The organism is Thauera butanivorans NBRC 103042 (genome assembly GCF_001591165.1).
GTDB classification, from domain to species: domain Bacteria; phylum Pseudomonadota; class Gammaproteobacteria; order Burkholderiales; family Rhodocyclaceae; genus Thauera; species Thauera butanivorans.
Genome location: NZ_BCUG01000021.1, coordinates 15,202 through 30,136, shown reverse-complemented (window position 1 = coordinate 30,136; position 14,935 = coordinate 15,202). Strand labels below are relative to the sequence as shown.

The 14,935-nt window shown below is 64.4% G+C and carries 18 protein-coding genes; 10 read left to right on the top strand and 8 right to left on the bottom strand.

Annotated features, from left to right (window positions below):
• Positions 1–169: 169 nt before the first annotated feature.
• The 7 genes from TBU01S_RS10265 to murJ all read right to left on the bottom strand — a co-directional run bounded on the left by TBU01S_RS10265 (position 170) and on the right by murJ (position 7,747).
• Complete coding sequence (locus tag TBU01S_RS10265; RefSeq protein ID WP_068636551.1) at positions 170–2,233, bottom strand: flotillin family protein; 2,064 nt, start codon at positions 2,231–2,233, stop codon at positions 170–172.
• A gap of 68 nt (positions 2,234–2,301) precedes the next feature.
• Complete coding sequence (locus TBU01S_RS10260; RefSeq protein WP_068636550.1) at positions 2,302–2,940, bottom strand: OB-fold-containig protein; 639 nt, start codon at positions 2,938–2,940, stop codon at positions 2,302–2,304.
• 32 nt (positions 2,941–2,972) lie between these two features.
• Entirely contained in the window at positions 2,973–3,665 is a 693-nt protein-coding gene (locus TBU01S_RS10255) for a PspA/IM30 family protein (RefSeq protein ID WP_068636549.1), read from the bottom strand.
• 37 nt (positions 3,666–3,702) lie between these two features.
• The gene (gene bacA / locus TBU01S_RS10250; protein WP_068636548.1) at positions 3,703–4,335 is read right to left on the bottom strand and encodes a biofilm formation regulator BacA; all 633 of its coding nucleotides are present in this window, start codon (positions 4,333–4,335) and stop codon (positions 3,703–3,705) included.
• A gap of 40 nt (positions 4,336–4,375) precedes the next feature.
• Entirely contained in the window at positions 4,376–5,230 is an 855-nt protein-coding gene (locus TBU01S_RS10245; RefSeq protein WP_068636547.1) for a DUF429 domain-containing protein, read from the bottom strand.
• A gap of 25 nt (positions 5,231–5,255) precedes the next feature.
• Positions 5,256–6,176, bottom strand: coding sequence for a histone deacetylase family protein (locus TBU01S_RS10240; RefSeq protein WP_068636546.1), 921 nt, complete (start codon positions 6,174–6,176; stop codon positions 5,256–5,258).
• Positions 6,177–6,208: 32 nt separating this feature from the next.
• Positions 6,209–7,747 (bottom strand): murein biosynthesis integral membrane protein MurJ, encoded by a 1,539-nt coding sequence (gene murJ / locus TBU01S_RS10235; protein ID WP_068636545.1) that lies wholly within the window; start codon positions 7,745–7,747, stop codon positions 6,209–6,211.
• A 170-nt stretch (positions 7,748–7,917) separates the two neighbouring features.
• Here murJ and rpsT point away from each other — a divergent pair, with 170 nt between their 5' ends.
• Positions 7,918–8,184, top strand: a complete 267-nt coding sequence (gene rpsT / locus TBU01S_RS10230; RefSeq protein WP_068636544.1) for a 30S ribosomal protein S20 — start codon at positions 7,918–7,920, stop codon at positions 8,182–8,184.
• A 135-nt stretch (positions 8,185–8,319) separates the two neighbouring features.
• On the opposite strand, the gene TBU01S_RS10225 is transcribed toward rpsT, so the two are convergent.
• The gene (locus tag TBU01S_RS10225) at positions 8,320–8,610 is read right to left on the bottom strand and encodes a DUF3579 domain-containing protein (protein WP_068636609.1); all 291 of its coding nucleotides are present in this window, start codon (positions 8,608–8,610) and stop codon (positions 8,320–8,322) included.
• Positions 8,611–8,842: 232 nt separating this feature from the next.
• On the opposite strand from TBU01S_RS10225, the gene TBU01S_RS10220 reads away from it, so the two are divergent.
• From TBU01S_RS10220 to TBU01S_RS23020, 9 genes are all read left to right on the top strand, one after another.
• A complete protein-coding gene (locus tag TBU01S_RS10220) occupies positions 8,843–10,018 on the top strand; it encodes an aspartate aminotransferase family protein (protein WP_068636608.1) in 1,176 nt (391 codons plus the stop codon).
• Positions 10,019–10,027: 9 nt separating this feature from the next.
• The gene (gene argF / locus TBU01S_RS10215; RefSeq protein WP_068636543.1) at positions 10,028–10,954 is read left to right on the top strand and encodes an ornithine carbamoyltransferase; all 927 of its coding nucleotides are present in this window, start codon (positions 10,028–10,030) and stop codon (positions 10,952–10,954) included.
• 68 nt (positions 10,955–11,022) lie between these two features.
• Entirely contained in the window at positions 11,023–12,255 is a 1,233-nt protein-coding gene (locus tag TBU01S_RS10210; protein ID WP_068636542.1) for an argininosuccinate synthase, read from the top strand.
• Between the two features lie 35 nt (positions 12,256–12,290).
• Entirely contained in the window at positions 12,291–12,521 is a 231-nt protein-coding gene (locus TBU01S_RS10205; protein WP_068636541.1) for a DUF2788 domain-containing protein, read from the top strand.
• Between the two features lie 13 nt (positions 12,522–12,534).
• Entirely contained in the window at positions 12,535–12,858 is a 324-nt protein-coding gene (gene ppnP / locus TBU01S_RS10200; protein ID WP_068636540.1) for a pyrimidine/purine nucleoside phosphorylase, read from the top strand.
• 25 nt (positions 12,859–12,883) lie between these two features.
• A complete protein-coding gene (locus tag TBU01S_RS10195) occupies positions 12,884–13,369 on the top strand; it encodes a YajQ family cyclic di-GMP-binding protein (protein WP_068636539.1) in 486 nt (161 codons plus the stop codon).
• Between the two features lie 122 nt (positions 13,370–13,491).
• Complete coding sequence (locus TBU01S_RS10190) at positions 13,492–13,698, top strand: YjfB family protein (protein ID WP_068636607.1); 207 nt, start codon at positions 13,492–13,494, stop codon at positions 13,696–13,698.
• A gap of 263 nt (positions 13,699–13,961) precedes the next feature.
• Complete coding sequence (locus TBU01S_RS10185) at positions 13,962–14,417, top strand: type IV pilin protein (protein WP_068636538.1); 456 nt, start codon at positions 13,962–13,964, stop codon at positions 14,415–14,417.
• The gene (locus tag TBU01S_RS23020; RefSeq protein ID WP_245650891.1) at positions 14,411–14,923 is read left to right on the top strand and encodes a GspH/FimT family pseudopilin; all 513 of its coding nucleotides are present in this window, start codon (positions 14,411–14,413) and stop codon (positions 14,921–14,923) included. Before TBU01S_RS10185 ends, TBU01S_RS23020 begins: the two co-directional genes overlap by 7 nt.
• Positions 14,924–14,935: the final 12 nt, after the last annotated feature.

Genomic DNA, 14,935 nt, shown 5'->3' with positions numbered 1-14,935 from the left:
GACCTACCTGCTGAATACTTTTGCAGGAGTGGCGGGGTAGGATGGGTAGAGCCGAAGGCGAAACCCATCACATCGGTAAAAACTCTGCCTTTGCCATTGATGGGTTTCGCTGCGCTCTACCCATCCTACTTTCACTGCTGACACAGTGTGATCAGGGTCTGTCCGCGGGTCACGAATTGCGGTCGGCTTGCCCAGGCGCCGTGGCCTGGTCCAGCGCCCTGGGCAGGTCTGCCTTGCCGCCGCTGGTGAAGCGCTGCAGCAGCTCGTCGACGATGGGGCTCTTGCCGGCCACGCCCTCGATGAACTTGCCGACCGACAAGCCTTTGGCGAACTGGTCGAAGAAGGCGCCTTCGCCGCCGACGATGTCGATGTTGGCCTTGGACAGCGCCGACGACAGCACTTCGGCCTGCTCGCGGGCGATGTGCTTGCTGGCATCGATGCCGGCGATCGCCTGTTCGAAGTTCTTCTCGAGCTGCATGCGGAATTCCTCGTGGGCGCGGGCGTTGTCGCTGAGGCTGGCGAGCGCGGCGAATTTCTCCACCAGGCCCTGGGCTTCGGCGATGAACTTCTCGCGCAGTACTTCGGCCTCGGCTCCGCCGACCTGCTGCGTGACCTTGGCCTTGGCTGCGCCGAGCTCGCTCTCGCCCCGCGCCTGGGCAAGCAGGCGTTCTTCGAGGACCTTGGCATCGGCCAGGCCTTCCTTCTCCTTGGCGTCGGCCAGTGCCTCGGTGACGCGCGCCTGCGCCAGGCCCTTTTCCTGCTCGCCCTTGGCTTCGGCGATCAGTTTTTCGGCGGTCACATGCGCTGCGGCCATGCCTTCCTTCTCGATCGCCGCGGCAGTCACTTCGCGCACGCGTGCATCGGCCAGCCCTGGTGCAGCGCGCTCGGCTTCGATGCCTTCGGCGAGCTTCTTCTTGGCTTCGGCCTGCTTGGCGGCAGCTTCCAGCTCGGCCTGCGCGAGCACGGTGAGTTCCACTGCGCGGTGGCGTGCCGAATCCTCGTCGGCAGAGGCCTTCTTCACCTGGCGCACCAGTTCCTCTTCCGCCTGGGCTTGCGCAGCCAGCACCGTCACCTGCTTGAGGCGTTCGGCTTCCGACACTTCGCGCACTTCCTTGATGCGCTCTTCCTCGATTGCCACGGTCTTCTCGACCGCGATGCGTTCGCGGATCACGTTGGCGATGTGGGTGCGCTGCTCTTCCAGCGCCTTTTCCTTCTCGATGCGCTGGAGTTCCACGTCGCGTTCGCGGGCGACGATTTCCAGTTGCTGCGCGCGCACGACCTTTTCCTTCTCGATGACGACGGCGCGTTCGCGGTTCTGTTCGGCGACCTCGACTTCGCGGTTGGCGTTTTCCTCGCGGATGTCGATCTGTTCCTGGGTCTGGATGCGCGCCTGCTCGGCCTTCAGGCGTTCTTCTTCCTGCACGCGCAGGATCTCGGCCTGTTCGCGCGCCTGCACGGTCGCCACTTCGCGCTTCTGCCGCGCTTCGGCGTCGGCCTGCTGGCGTTCCAGCGCGAGCATGGCTTCGCGCGTCTCGACGTTCTTCTTGGTGATCGCCAGTTCCTCGTTGCGTTCGAGTTCGTTGGTGATGATGTTCTGCGCGGCGGTCAGCTCGGTGATCTTGCGGATGCCCTCGGCGTCGAGAATGTTGTGCGGGTCGAGCGAGGCCTTTGGCGTCTGCTCCAGGTAGTCGATCGCCACGTCCTCGAGGACGTAGCCGTTGAGGTCGTTGCCGATCACCTCGATGATGCGGTCGCGGAATTCCTGGCGGTTCTCGAACAGCTTGACGAAGTCGATCTGCTTGCCGACCGTCTTCAGCGCCTCGGAGAACTTGGCGTTGAACAGTTCGTTGACTGCCGCCTTGTCCGATGCGCGCTCCACGCCGATGGCCTTGGCGACCTTCAGCACGTCTTCCTGGGTTTCATTCACGCGCAGGTAGAAGGCCACGGTGATGTCGGCGCGCATGTTGTCGCGGCAGATCAGGCCGTCCTTGCCGCGCCGATCCACTTCCAGCGTGATCAGGGAGATCCGCATGAACTCCTTCTTGTAGATCACCGGGTAGACCAGCGCGCCGGTGAAATGCACCTTGGGTGTCGCCGACAGATCGTTGACGATCAGCGCCGTGCCTTGCGGCACCTTGATGTAGAAGGCCTTGAACAGCGCGAAAAGGCCGATCACGACCAGTACGAATGTGCCCACGCCGATCAGGAATGGCATGACCTGTGCCAGATTCATTGAAATGCTCCCTGCTTGTTCATTGCTTGGTTCATGGAGTCCGGACGTTTCGTCGCATGTGACTGGCATCAGCCCCTGAATTCGTCCTCGCCGACGACACGGTACAGATTCATGTCATTGACGTATTCTATCAGTATCACCCGGGCACCCCGCTGGAATTCAGCTTCTGCTGTCGCACTGCGCACTTGCAGGATCAGGCCGGCGCCGCCGTCTTCCACCCAGGCGTAGCCCTGCCCTGCGGTCACGCTGGGACTGCGCACCACGCCGACCTGGCCGAGCAGGCTTTTGCTGGTTGGCGGCGCGGCCTTGCGCAGCAAGGCGCGCACCGGCCGCAGCACCAGCGAGGTGAGCGGCACCGCGGCGAGGAAGGCGCCGGCGGCGATGCCTGAGCCCAGCAGGTAACGCATTGCGCTTGTGCCGAGCAGGGGAGACAACAACCAGGCTGCGTAGTAGCTGATGAGCCAGCAGAAGAACACCAGCACCGTCAGGATGATGGTCAGCGGAATGCCGGCCAGACCCAGACGCATCAGCAATCCCGCCAGCCCTTCCAGTTGCAGTCCGTCGCCATCGGGCAGGGCGAGGTTGTCGAGCAGCTCGATCTCGGCCAGCCCCAGCAGCGCGATCAGCCAGTACACCACCATGACGGCCAGCATGAAGCTGAACACCACGGTGGGAAAGGCAAGCGAAATGTTCAGGAATGCTTCCAAGGTCGTCCCTCGTGCCTGGTGTCTTCAACAGCTCATGCGCCGCGCTTTTCCTTCAGCCGTGCCAGCACCGCGTTGGCACTGCCGGTGTCGGAGGAGATGCCGGCGCTGCGCAGTTTGGCGTCGAGCGCATCCTCGCCGCTTTCCTGTGCCAGCTCCGACGCTGCCTGCATCCGCGCGCCGCGTTCGGCCTGCTTCTGCTTGATGCGTTCGAGCGAATCGAGCGCCGTTTGCACCCGTGTCTGCGCGCCGCTGTAGCGTTCGGCCACGGTGGCCTGTGCGCGCTGCACGCTTTCGGTCGCCTTCACCATGTCCACCTGCTGTTTCAGGCGCTTGATGTGGCTCTCGGCCTGGGCGATGGACTTGCGCAGGTCGGCGACGCTGGCGGTGTATTGTTCAACGACTGCGTTTTCCTCGTTGCGGCTGGCTTCCAGCGTGGCGATCTTGGCTGCGACTTCCAGCGCCAGCGCCTCGTCCTGCGCTTCGAGCGCCTTGATGGCGTAGTCCTCGTATTCGTCGATCCTGGCCTGTTGTTCCTTCACGCGCGATTCGGCGAGCTTCTGCTTCGCCATGATCTCGGCCAGCGCTTCTTTCGAGCGCCGCAGGTCGGCATCCGCGTCGCGGATTTCCTGGTCGAGAATGCGCAGCGCCTGGCCGTCCACCACCGCTTCGCCCAATTCGTGTGCGCCGCCGCGCAGCGCGGTCACCAGCTTGCTCCACATGTTCATCTTTGCTCTCCGGGTGTCTGAATGTCGGTTGGCTGCGTCAGTCTGCCGTGCGCAGTTGCGGCTCGAAGGCTTCGGTGGCGCGGATCACGTTGTCGGCCAGGGTCTCGATTTCGAGCACCACGTCGGGCAGGCCCGATGCCGCGCTGAGGGTGCCGAACATGATGTAGACCTCCTCGCCGTCGGGCAGGGTCTCGATGCTGATGCTCGACAGCGGGAAGAGTTTGTGGGTGCGCAGTACCTGGTCGTTGAATACCGCCACGTCCTGCACCAGCGCCACCGGCCACAGCAGGGATTCGACGACGATGTGCTCGCCGACCACCGCCAGGAACACCGGCAGGTCGCCGTATTCGTGCATCTGCAGCAACAGGCTGGGGTCGGCGCCATCCAGCAGTTCCAGCCGCGCCGTGCCCGAAGCCACCAGCGGGTTGCTCCGCAGCGCGTCGTGCAGGGCGGTGACCGTCCACAGGGCTTTTTCCGTCATCGTGTTCTCCTTCTCCTGGCCTGGTTGTACGAGACCTGCCGCGCTCCGCGGCTGGCGCATGCTCTTTTCGATCGAGGACAGCGTTTCCAGGTGCTCGGGCAGTACCCAGAGCTCCTTCTTCACCAGGCCTTGCTCACGCAGACGGGCGCGATGGAGGCGTTGGTAGTAGGCTGATGTCTTGCGTTCCATGCGGCATACTCTAGAGCATCACATGTGATACTGCAAGGGATTACATGTGATGTTTTCCGGTATAGGGGGTGCCGGCTATCCAGCCTTCGAGCGGATCGGTCTGCGCCGGCAGGCCGTAACGGGGAGCGCCGGCGCGTGCGCAGGCTGCTGCCTGCATCAGGGCAAGTACCGCATCGAGATGGTCGCCGCTGGCGTCGTCGATCAGGCTGCCGGCCTGTGAGGGGGAGAACTGCAGTTGCAGGCCGTTTGCCAGGTGGCCCGTGCCGAGAGCGGCAAGGATGCGCTCGCGGGCGTTGCGGCGCTCGGTCGTCTGCTTGCGCTTTTCGTCGCTTTTATAGGAGTCGCGGGTGATGCTGCGCGCAAGCAGGCCGGGATAGGCTTCCAGCGCGATCCGCTGCGGATCGCCGGTGTGCAGGCCAGGCAGGCTGAGGCCGGCGGCGAGCAGGCGCGGGGCGCCTTCGAGGAACATCAGCCCGACCGGCGGATTCACCAGCTTCAGCGGGCTATGCGAGCGTGCCGGCAGGTCGGTGGCGCGGTGCGCGTAGCGGCGGCCGGCGGGGCGCGATTCACGGTAGGCGTCGAGCGCGGCGCGGAAGCCGGCTTTGCCGAGGGCGGCGCAGTGGCGGACGAGCTCGGGCCAGCTTTGCGGCCAGCCGAGATCGACGACCGCTTCGCGCGGCAGGCCGAAGGGGAAATCGAAGGCGCCGAGCCAGGGGCCGGGACGGGCGAGCAGGGCTTCGAAAGCGGGCCAGTCGTCGAAGGCTTCCAGGCCGGTCAGTTCGACCCTCGGTTCGCTCCTCTGTTGGGGCTCCTCGCCCGCGAGGCGGCCGAAAGCGGCAGTGATCGGCTTGGCCCGGCGTGGTGCGGAGGTGAAATCGACGCCGATCAGCAGCATCCCGCTTGCCTGCGCAGGCTGCCGTTCAGCGGCCATTGCGCAGCAGGCGGGCGGCGGTGGTCACGGTGTTGAAGTGGATGCTGACGGTGTCGTCGATCGGCTCGGCGTAGCCGCCGGCCATCGCGATCGCGACCGGCACACCGGCGCCGTGGCAGGCGCCGAGCACGCGCTCGTCACGCACCCGCAGGCCGTCGATGCTCAGCGCCAGGCGGCCGAGGCGGTCGCCGGCATAGGGGTCGGCGCCGGCGAGGTAGATCACGAGTTCGGGGCGGGCGCGGGCGAAGGTCGTTGCCAGCGCCTGGTCCAGTACCGCCAGGTAGGCGGCGTCGCCGGTGTCGTCAGGCAGCTCGATGTCGAGGTCGCTGGTCTGCTTGCGGAAGGGGAAATTCTTCGCGCCGTGCAGGCTGCAGGTGAAGACTTCCGGCTCGCCGGCGAGGATCGCGGCGCTACCGTCGCCCTGATGTACGTCGCAGTCGATGATCGCCACGCGCCGTACCCGGCCTTCGGCGCGCATCGCCAGCGCGGCGATGGCGGCGTCGTTGAAGACGCAGAAGCCTGAGCCGAAGTCGCGGTGGGCGTGGTGAGTGCCGCCCGCCAGGTTGGCGGCGCAGGCGCTGCCGCCGTCGCCCGCCAGTGCGCTGCGGCAGGCGGCGAGCGTGGCGCCGGCCGAGCGGCGGGAACGCTCGACCATCGCCGCCGACCACGGAAAGCCGATGCGGCGGACTTCTGCCGCATCCAGCGTGCCGGCGACGACGCGCGCCAGATAGCCGGCGTCGTGCGCACGCAGGATTTCCTCGTCGCTGGCGGCGGCGGGCACGACGAAATCGATCTCGTCGAATTCGTCGCAGGCCAGCAGGCGGGCGCGCAGGCGCGAATACTTCTCCATCGGAAAGCGATGGCCTTCCGGCAGCGGCAGCACGAAATGGTCGGCGTAGTAGAGCTTCATGGCGTGCCTCGTCGATCGCTGTTGCGCATTTCTCAGACGGCGCCGTGGCGGCGGAAATCGCGCAGGCGGAAGCCGAGCGCGAACAGCGTGGCGAAATAGGCCGTGGCGCCGGCAAGCACCACGGCAGCCAGGCGCAGGCCGCGTTCCAGCCCGCCGATCTCGACCCACAGCGTTTCCGCGCCCATGCCGAACCACAGTACCGCGCCCATCGCCGCCAGCGCGGCCAGCAGCTTGAGCGCGAACAGGCCCCAGCCGGCTTGTGGTACATAGACGCCGCGCTTGCGCAGGCCGTGGTAGAGCAGGCCGGCGTTGAGGCAGGACGCCACCCCGATCGACAGCGCCAGCCCGGCATGGCGCAGCGGCACGATGAAGGCGAGGTTCATCAACTGGGTGGCAATCAGCGTGACGATGGCGATCTTGACCGGCGTGCGGATGTCCTGGCGGGCGTAGAAGCCGGGTGCCAGCACTTTCACCAGGATCAGGCCGGTGAGGCCGACGCTGTAGGCGACCAGCGCGCTGCGCGTCTGCATCACGTCGCCGGCGCCGAACGCGCCATAGTTGAACAGCGTCGCCACCAGCGGCACCGCCAGCAGCGCCAGGCCCAGGGCGGCGGGCAGGGTCAGCATCAAGGTCAGGCGCAGCCCCCAGTCGAGCAGCGAGGAGAACTCGCCCGCCTTCTCGTCGGCGTGCAGTTTGGACAGGCTGGGCAGCAGGATCGTCCCCAGCGCCACGCCCAGCAGGCCGGCGGGGAATTCCATCAGGCGGTCGGCGTAGTACAGCCAGGACACGCTGCCGCTTTCGAGGAAGGAGGCGAAGATGGTGTTGATCAGCAGCGAGATCTGGCTGACCGAGACGCCGAGGATGGCCGGCGCCATCAGCTTCAGGATGCGGCGCACGCCGGGGTCCGACAGATCGAGGTCGAAGCGCGGCAGCATGCCGATCTTGCGCAGCGGCCGGATCTGCAGCGCCAACTGCAGCAGGCCGCCGATGAATACCGCCCAGGCCAGCGCCAGCACCGGCGGGTCGAAGTACGGAACGGCGAACAGCGCCATGCCGATGAAGGCGATGTTCAGCAGCACCGGCGTGAACGCCGGGATCGCGAAGCGGCTCCAGGTGTTGAGCACGCCGCCGGCCAGCGCCACCAGCGACATGAAGAAGATGTAGGGGAAGGTGATGCGGGTGAGTTCGACCGTCAGCTCGAACTTGCCGGGGTCGCCCGAAAAGCCCGGTGCCGAAACATAGATGATCAGCGGCGCGGCCAGCGCGCCCAATGCAGCGACGAGGGCGACGGCCAGCCCGAGCAGGGTGGCGACGCGGCTGACCAGCGTGTGGGTGGCTTCTGCTCCCTGGCGGTTCTTGTACTCCGCCAGGATGGGCACGAAAGCCTGCGAGAATGCACCTTCGGCGAACATCCGCCGCAGCAGGTTGGGCAGGCGGAAGGCGACGAAGAAGGCGTCGGTGGCCATGCCGGCGCCGAAGGCGCGGGCGATGACGAGGTCGCGCACGAAGCCGAGGATGCGGGACAGCAGCGTCATGCCGCTGACGGTGGCGAGGGCGCGAAGCAGGTTCATCTATGGCTGGAAAACGGATTCATGGCGGGGCGAGGCCTGCATGATAGCCGGTGCCCTGGCAACTGTAAGCCGGAACGGTGGCGCCGGCTTGTCGGCCATGCTTGCGTTGCGCTCGATTGGCGGATAGAATCGCGGGCTTTCCAGAACCATTCATCAACGGAATCAAATTTATGGCCAACTCGGCACAAGCTCGCAAGCGCGCCCGCCAGGCAGTCAAGTCTCGCGCCCACAACGCCAGCCTTCGTTCCCGCCTGCGTACCGCGATCAAGGCCGTGCGCAAGGCCATCGTGGGTGGCGACAAGTCGGCGGCTCAGTCGGTCTTTCGCACCTCGATGAGCACCATCGACAGCATCGCCGACAAGAAGATCATCCACAAGAACAAGGCCGCTCGCCACAAGAGCCGCCTGTCCGCCGCCATCAAGTCGATGGCTGCCTGACCGGGGCACTGAGCGCTGCATGATCTCCGCCGTGGCCTTGGCTGCGGCAGGCAAAAGGCGACCCGCGGGTCGCCTTTTTGTCGTTCGGCCGTTCTCGCGCAAGCGAGACGAGCAGGATTCAGCGTGACGCAGCCTTCAAAGAGGCGCGTCTCCGACCCAGTCGATCTGAAGATCGTTGTCCTTGGCGAAATTGATCATGAAGTTGTACGCCATCGGCTCGACGTCGTAGAGGCCGGCATCGACCAGTACGGTCTTGTCGCCTTTCAGCGTGCAGCCGGGGCGGACGTAGGGCGAGTAGGTCATGCGGTTGTCGGCGCCGAAGGCCGACATCACGCCGCACAGGCGATCGGCCCAGTCGCTCGGGCGGAATTTCTTCCCGTCATTGGTGATGCCGACGATGATGAAATTTTCGATCTTGTGAGTCATGTATGCGCCCTGGCGGCAGAGATGGTGCGCCCGGCGCGCCGTCCTGCGGGCGGCGCCCAAAGCGCCGCGCATTCTAGCAGAATGTCGCCATCGACGGCGTATGGCGTGATATCGGTCGCCATCGGCGGCGCCTGTACAGGGCTGGCGGTTTTGGCTTAAGATTCCGCTTCATTTCTGCACGGCGGCACCTGCCGCCGTGCGCGTTTTCAGCTTCGTTCCGATCGAGGTTCCGATGTCCCATGTCATGAACACCTACGCCAGGCTGCCTGTTGCATTCACGCACGGGGAAGGCGCCTGGATGTATGACGAGACTGGCAAACGCTATCTCGATGCCTTGTCCGGTATTGCCGTCAATACGCTGGGCCACAACCATCCGCGCCTGGTCAAGGCGATTGCCGAGCAGGCCGGCAGGCTGATCCACACTTCCAACCTGTACCGCATTCCGCTGCAGGAGCAGCTCGCCGACCGTATCGCCGAGACTTCGGGCATGGACGAGGTGTTCTTCTGCAACTCGGGCTGCGAGGCCAACGAGGCGGCGATCAAGCTGGCGCGCATGTACGGCAACAAGAAGGGCGTGGCGCTGCCGCACATCATCGTCATGGAGAACGCCTTTCACGGCCGCACCATGGCCACGTTGTCGGCCACCGGCAACCGCAAGACGCAGGCCGGCTTCGAGCCGCTGGTGCAGGGCTTCATCCGCGTGCCCTACAAGGACATCGAGGCCATCCGCAAGATCGCCGCGCACGACAACAGCGTCGTTGCCGTGATGCTGGAGATGATCCAGGGCGAGGGCGGCGTCAATGTCGCCGACGAAACCTTTCAGCGCGAGCTGCGCGCCCTGTGCGACGACAAGGGCTGGCTGATGATCTGCGACGAAGTGCAGTGCGGCATGGGGCGTACCGGCAAGTGGTATGGCTGGCAGCATGCCGGCGCCATGCCAGACGTGATGACCCTGGCGAAGGGGCTGGCCTCCGGCGTGCCGATCGGCGCCTGCGTGACCTCCGGCCGCGCCAAGGGGCTGTTCGGCCCGGGCAACCACGGCTCGACCTTCGGTGGCAATCCGCTGGCCTGCGCCGCCGGCCTCGCCACTTTCGACACCATCGTCGCCGATGGCCTGATGGAGCAGGCCGTCGCCATCGGCGAGCAGATCCGCAAGGGCCTGGCCGAAGCGCTGGACGGCGTCGCCGGCGTGGTCGACATCCGCGGCCGCGGCCTGATGATCGGTGTCGAGCTCGACCGCCCCTGCGGCCCGCTGATGGCGCGCGCAGCCGAACAAGGCCTGCTGCTCAGCGTCACCGCCGAGCGCGTGGTGCGCCTGCTGCCGGCGCTGACCTTCAGCGCCGAGGATGCCAGGGCCCTGGTGTCGATGCTGGCGCCGATGATTCGCGACTTTCTTGCGAACGGCTGAGGAATGCCGATGACCTCGATCAAGCACTATCTCCAATTCAAGGACTTCACCCGCGAGGAGTACGACTACCTCTTCGAGCGGGCGAAGTGGATCAAGGACAAGTTCAAGCGCTACGAGCCTTATCACCCGATGTTCGACCGCACGCTGGTGATGATCTTCGAGAAGGCCAGCACCCGCACCCGCCTGTCCTTCGAGGCCGGCGTGCAGCAGCTCGGCGGCTCGGCCATCTACCTCAACACGCGCGACTCGCAACTCGGCCGCGGCGAATCGGTGGAGGACGCGGCCCAGGTCATCTCGCGCATGAGCGACCTGGTGATGATCCGCACTTTCGAGCAGGAAATGGTCGAGCGCTTCGCCGCCAACTCGCGCGTGCCGGTCATCAACGGCCTGACCAACGAATACCATCCCTGCCAGATCCTGGCCGACATCTTCACCTACATCGAGCATCGCGGCTCGATCGCAGGCAAGACCGTGGCCTGGATCGGCGACAGCAACAACATGTGCAACACCTGGCTGCAGGCCGCCGAGGTCCTGGGCTTCAACGTCCACGTATCGACGCCGCCGGGCTACGAAGTCGAGCCCGAGCGGGCAGGGCTGTACGGCACCGGCAATTTCGAGCAGTTCTCCGACCCGATGGATGCCTGCCGCGGCGCGCATCTGGTCACCACCGACGTGTGGACCTCGATGGGCTTCGAGGCCGAGAACGAAGCGCGCATGAAGGCTTTCGCCGACTGGTGCGTCGATGCCGAGATGATGTCCGTCGCCGCCGGCGATGCGCTCTTCATGCACTGCCTGCCGGCTCATCGCGGCGAGGAAGTCACCGCCGAAGTCATCGACGGGCCGCAGTCGGTGGTCTGGGACGAGGCCGAGAACCGCCTGCACGCGCAGAAGGCACTGATGGAGTACCTGATGCTCGGCCGCGTGGAGCCCAGGTAAGCCGCAACGAACAAGGAGGCGCGCACGGGCGTGCGCGCCGGCAACACAGCAGGAAACAGGAAAACAGCATGAGCGACGTCAAGAAAGCAGTGCTCGCCTACTCGGGCGGGCTGGACACTTCGGTCATCCTGAAGTGGCTGCAGGACACCTACCAGTGCGAAGTGGTCACCTTCACCGCCGACCTCGGCCAGGGCGAGGAGCTCGAGCCCGCGCGCACCAAGGCGCTGCAGTTCGGCATCAAGCCGGAGAACATCTTCATCGACGACCTGCGCGAAGAGTTCGTGCGCGACTTCGTCTTCCCGATGTTCCGCGCCAACACCGTCTATGAAGGCGAGTACCTGCTCGGCACCTCGATCGCCCGCCCGCTGATCTCCAAGCGCCAGATCGAGATCGCCCGCGCCACCGGCGCCGATGCGGTGTCGCACGGCGCCACCGGCAAGGGCAACGACCAGGTCCGCTTCGAGCTGGGCTATTACGCGCTGATGCCGAACGTGAAGGTCATCGCGCCGTGGCGCGAATGGGATCTGCTGTCGCGCGAGAAGCTGCTGGCCTACGCCGAGAAGAACGGCATCCCGATCGAGATGAAGCACAAGCAGGGCGGTTCGCCCTACTCGATGGACGCCAACCTGCTGCACATCTCCTACGAAGGCCGCCACCTCGAAGACCCGGCGGCCGAGGCCGAGGAATCGATGTGGCGCTGGACGGTGTCGCCCGAGGCCGCGCCGGACGCCGCCGAATACGTCGACCTGGAGTTCGAGAAGGGCGACCTGGTCGCCATCAACGGCACCCGCACGAAGCCGCACGAACTGCTCGCCAAGCTCAACGAACTGGGCGGCAAGCACGGCATCGGCCGCCTCGATCTGGTGGAAAACCGCTATGTCGGCATGAAGAGCCGCGGCTGCTACGAAACCCCGGGCGGCACCATCCTGCTGAAGGCCCACCGCGCCATCGAATCGATCACGCTCGACCGCGAAGTCGCCCACCTCAAGGACGACCTGATGCCGCGCTACGCCAGCGTGATCTACAACGGCTACTGGTGGAGCCCCGAGCGTCTCGCCATGCAGGCGCTGATCGACCAGACCCAGCAGACGGTCAACGGCTGGGTGCGGGTCAAGCTGTACAAGGGCAACGTCATCGTCACCGGCCGCGACTCGAAGACCGATTCGCTGTTCGATCCGACCATCGCCACCTTCGAAGACGACCAGGGCGCCTACAACCAGAAGGACGCGCACGGCTTCATCCGCCTCAACGCGCTGCGCATGCGCATCGCGGCGAACGCGAAAACCAGACGGCAGGGTTGAGTCCGGTTTTCGGAGCGCGTTGATTCGGGAGACGGATGATGGACGACATACTGATCTTCGGCCTGACCATGGCCGAGTTCGAGGATTGGTCGCTCAAGCTCGGCCTCGGGGCGCTGATCCTGTACATGATGTTCATCATCTGGAACCTGGGCAAGGAATCGAAAGCCGGCAAGTACGGCATGATGTGGATGTTCATCGGCCTCGGCGTCGGCTTCGTCGGCTTCGTCGCCAAGGGCATCATCCAGAAGCTGCTCGGCATCGAATGAGGAAAGCATCACCATGAGCATCACTGAAAAGATCGACGGCGTCGCCGTCGCCACCAAGGCCAGCGTCTATTTCGACGGCAAGTGCGTCAGCCACGGCATCCAGTTCGCCGACGGCACGAAGAAGTCGGTCGGCGTCATCCTGCCGGCCGCGCTGACTTTCAACACCGGCGCGCCCGAGATCATGGAAGGCGTGGCCGGCAGCTGCCGCGTGCGCCTGAAGGGCAGCGACGAATGGAAGACCTACGGCGCGGGCGAATCCTTCGACGTGCCGGCCAACTCCAGCTTCGACATCGAAGTGTCGGGCGAGCCCTACCACTACATCTGCCATTTCGGCTGAACCGAGCAGGACGAGGGGAAGCGATATGCCTTCATTCGACATCATGTCCGAGGTCGACCAGCCCTCGCTGCGCAATGCCGTCGAGCAGGCCAACCGCAAGGTTGCCGGCCGCCACGATTTCAAGGGCACCAGCGCGAACATCGAGCAGGCCGACAAGCTGCTGACCCTCTATGGCGACAGCGATTTCCAGCTCGACCAGATCAAGACCATCCTGCTGCCCGAGATGACGAAGAAGAACGTCGACGTGCGTTGCCTGGACTACGGCGACGTGCAGAAGATCTCCGGCAACAAGGTCAAGCAGGAAGTGAAGGTCTGCGTCGGCGTCGACCAGGACCTGGCCAAGAAGATCGTCAAGCTGCTGAAGGACAGCAAGCTCAAGGTGCAGGCCGCGATCCAGGGCGACGCGGTGCGCGTGTCCGGTGCCAAGCGCGATGTGCTGCAGGAAGCGATCGCGCTGGTCAAGAAGCAGATCACGGATTTTCCGCTGCAGTACGGCAACTTCCGCGACTGAGCTCCGGCGGCGCGGGAACATCCCGCAGATCACCCTCAAGCGGCCGCATTTGCGGCCGTTATCGCTTGAAGAGCGCCATGCCGCATTCCGGCTGGCACCACAAACGTTTTGGAGTACAGATCATGGACGTTTCCTCCATCGCCGCCGCAGCCAGCGCCAATGCGGCCGCCAAGGTTCAGGCCGAAGCTTCGGTCAAGGTGCTGAAGATGGCGCTGGACATGCAGGCGGAGAGCGCCTTGCAGTTGTTGCAGGCAATTCCGGCGCCGGTACAGCCGCCGGTATCGGCGGTGGGCAGTGCGGCGGGTGGGGTGGTGGATACCTGGGCTTGATATGGTGAAGGCGGGCGTAAATGCTTGCTCGTCTCACAATTCTTGCCTCGCTGTCGTCATGACTCGGCAGCTTCTGGTACAGACCGAGGGCTGGGCTCGGACGTCGTGCCGTCGGGCCCTTGCCTCTACGCTCGCGTTTCCCTGAAGCCATCAGAAGATGCGCGAGATGCCATTGGTCCAGGCTCGTATGCCGTTCGTCCTCTTGCGTGTGGGATGGAGCTTGAAAGGGAATACAGTAAAGCTAGCTATAAAAGGGCAGAGCCATGAAAAAGGCACAAGGGTTCACGTTGATCGAGATCATGATCGTGGTCGTCATCATCGGCATCCTCGCATCGATCGCTGTTCCGTCTTACAACGACTACATCATGCGAAGCAAGCTCATTGAAGCGACGAGCGAGTTGTCGACGGCTCGTGTCCGTCTCGAACAATATTTTCAGGACAACCGCCAGTATGCCCATTCCGAGGATGGCGATGAGTGTGGTGTGGATATGCCTGCTGCGCCTAGTGTCCGTTATTTTACCTACGCCTGTGTGCCTAGCGCGGATGGCCAGCAATACACCATCACCGCAACTGGGGTTTCAGCACAAGGAACCGGGGGCTTTGTCTATACCCTGAACCAGGACAATGCAAAGGACACCACAGGAGCGCCAACAGGATGGGGGAAGGCGGACGGTACGGCCCCAGGCTGCTGGATTACGCGAAGAGGTGGAGCGTGCTGAAGAAGTCGATTCGCCATCACGGAGTGACACTGATTGAACTCGTGACCGGCATCGCAATCATTGGCATCTTGCTTGCAATTGGCCTCCCGAGCTTTACCGTGTGGATGGGAAATTCCAAAACCCGGACTGTAGCTGAATCCATTCTGAATGGATTGCAGATTGCACGCGCACAGGCTGTCCAGCGCAATGCGCCAGTTGAGTTCGTGATCGAGGGGGCTGGATGGACGGTGCAGCTTGCCTCTGATAACTCCGTCGTGATTCAGAGCCGCTCTGCAAATGAGGACCGTACTGATGGAATCACCGTTTTGGATGGAGGCGCCGCGCCAGATGTGCTGATTTTCGATGCTTTTGGCCGCGCATCCCCCGTAGTTTCGCTGACCATCGACAATCCTGATCTTCCTGCGGCAGATCGCCGCACGCTTAATGTCACCGTTTCTGCCAGTGGAAGTGCACGCGTATGCGATCCCAGCCCCAAGCTCAAAGCCGACGATCCACGCCGATGCTGACCCGGTGCAATA

Bases quoted from the DNA above. Each gene is read 5' to 3' on its own strand.
- argF (WP_068636543.1), top strand. From the start codon at position 10,028: ATGACCTCGATCAAGCACTATCTCCAATTCAAGGACTTCACCCGCGAG.
- TBU01S_RS10265 (WP_068636551.1), bottom strand. From the start codon at position 2,233: ATGAATCTGGCACAGGTCATGCCATTCCTGATCGGCGTGGGCACATTC.
- TBU01S_RS10240 (WP_068636546.1), bottom strand. From the start codon at position 6,176: ATGAAGCTCTACTACGCCGACCATTTCGTGCTGCCGCTGCCGGAAGGC.
- TBU01S_RS10220 (WP_068636608.1), top strand. From the start codon at position 8,843: ATGTCCCATGTCATGAACACCTACGCCAGGCTGCCTGTTGCATTCACG.
- TBU01S_RS10225 (WP_068636609.1), bottom strand. From the start codon at position 8,610: ATGACTCACAAGATCGAAAATTTCATCATCGTCGGCATCACCAATGAC.
- TBU01S_RS10190 (WP_068636607.1), top strand. From the start codon at position 13,492: ATGGACGTTTCCTCCATCGCCGCCGCAGCCAGCGCCAATGCGGCCGCC.
- TBU01S_RS10210 (WP_068636542.1), top strand. From the start codon at position 11,023: ATGAGCGACGTCAAGAAAGCAGTGCTCGCCTACTCGGGCGGGCTGGAC.
- TBU01S_RS10255 (WP_068636549.1), bottom strand. From the start codon at position 3,665: ATGAACATGTGGAGCAAGCTGGTGACCGCGCTGCGCGGCGGCGCACAC.
- TBU01S_RS10195 (WP_068636539.1), top strand. From the start codon at position 12,884: ATGCCTTCATTCGACATCATGTCCGAGGTCGACCAGCCCTCGCTGCGC.
- murJ (WP_068636545.1), bottom strand. From the start codon at position 7,747: ATGAACCTGCTTCGCGCCCTCGCCACCGTCAGCGGCATGACGCTGCTG.
- ppnP (WP_068636540.1), top strand. From the start codon at position 12,535: ATGAGCATCACTGAAAAGATCGACGGCGTCGCCGTCGCCACCAAGGCC.
- bacA (WP_068636548.1), bottom strand. From the start codon at position 4,335: ATGGAACGCAAGACATCAGCCTACTACCAACGCCTCCATCGCGCCCGT.
- TBU01S_RS10245 (WP_068636547.1), bottom strand. From the start codon at position 5,230: ATGCTGCTGATCGGCGTCGATTTCACCTCCGCACCACGCCGGGCCAAG.
- rpsT (WP_068636544.1), top strand. From the start codon at position 7,918: ATGGCCAACTCGGCACAAGCTCGCAAGCGCGCCCGCCAGGCAGTCAAG.
- TBU01S_RS10205 (WP_068636541.1), top strand. From the start codon at position 12,291: ATGATGGACGACATACTGATCTTCGGCCTGACCATGGCCGAGTTCGAG.
- TBU01S_RS10185 (WP_068636538.1), top strand. From the start codon at position 13,962: ATGAAAAAGGCACAAGGGTTCACGTTGATCGAGATCATGATCGTGGTC.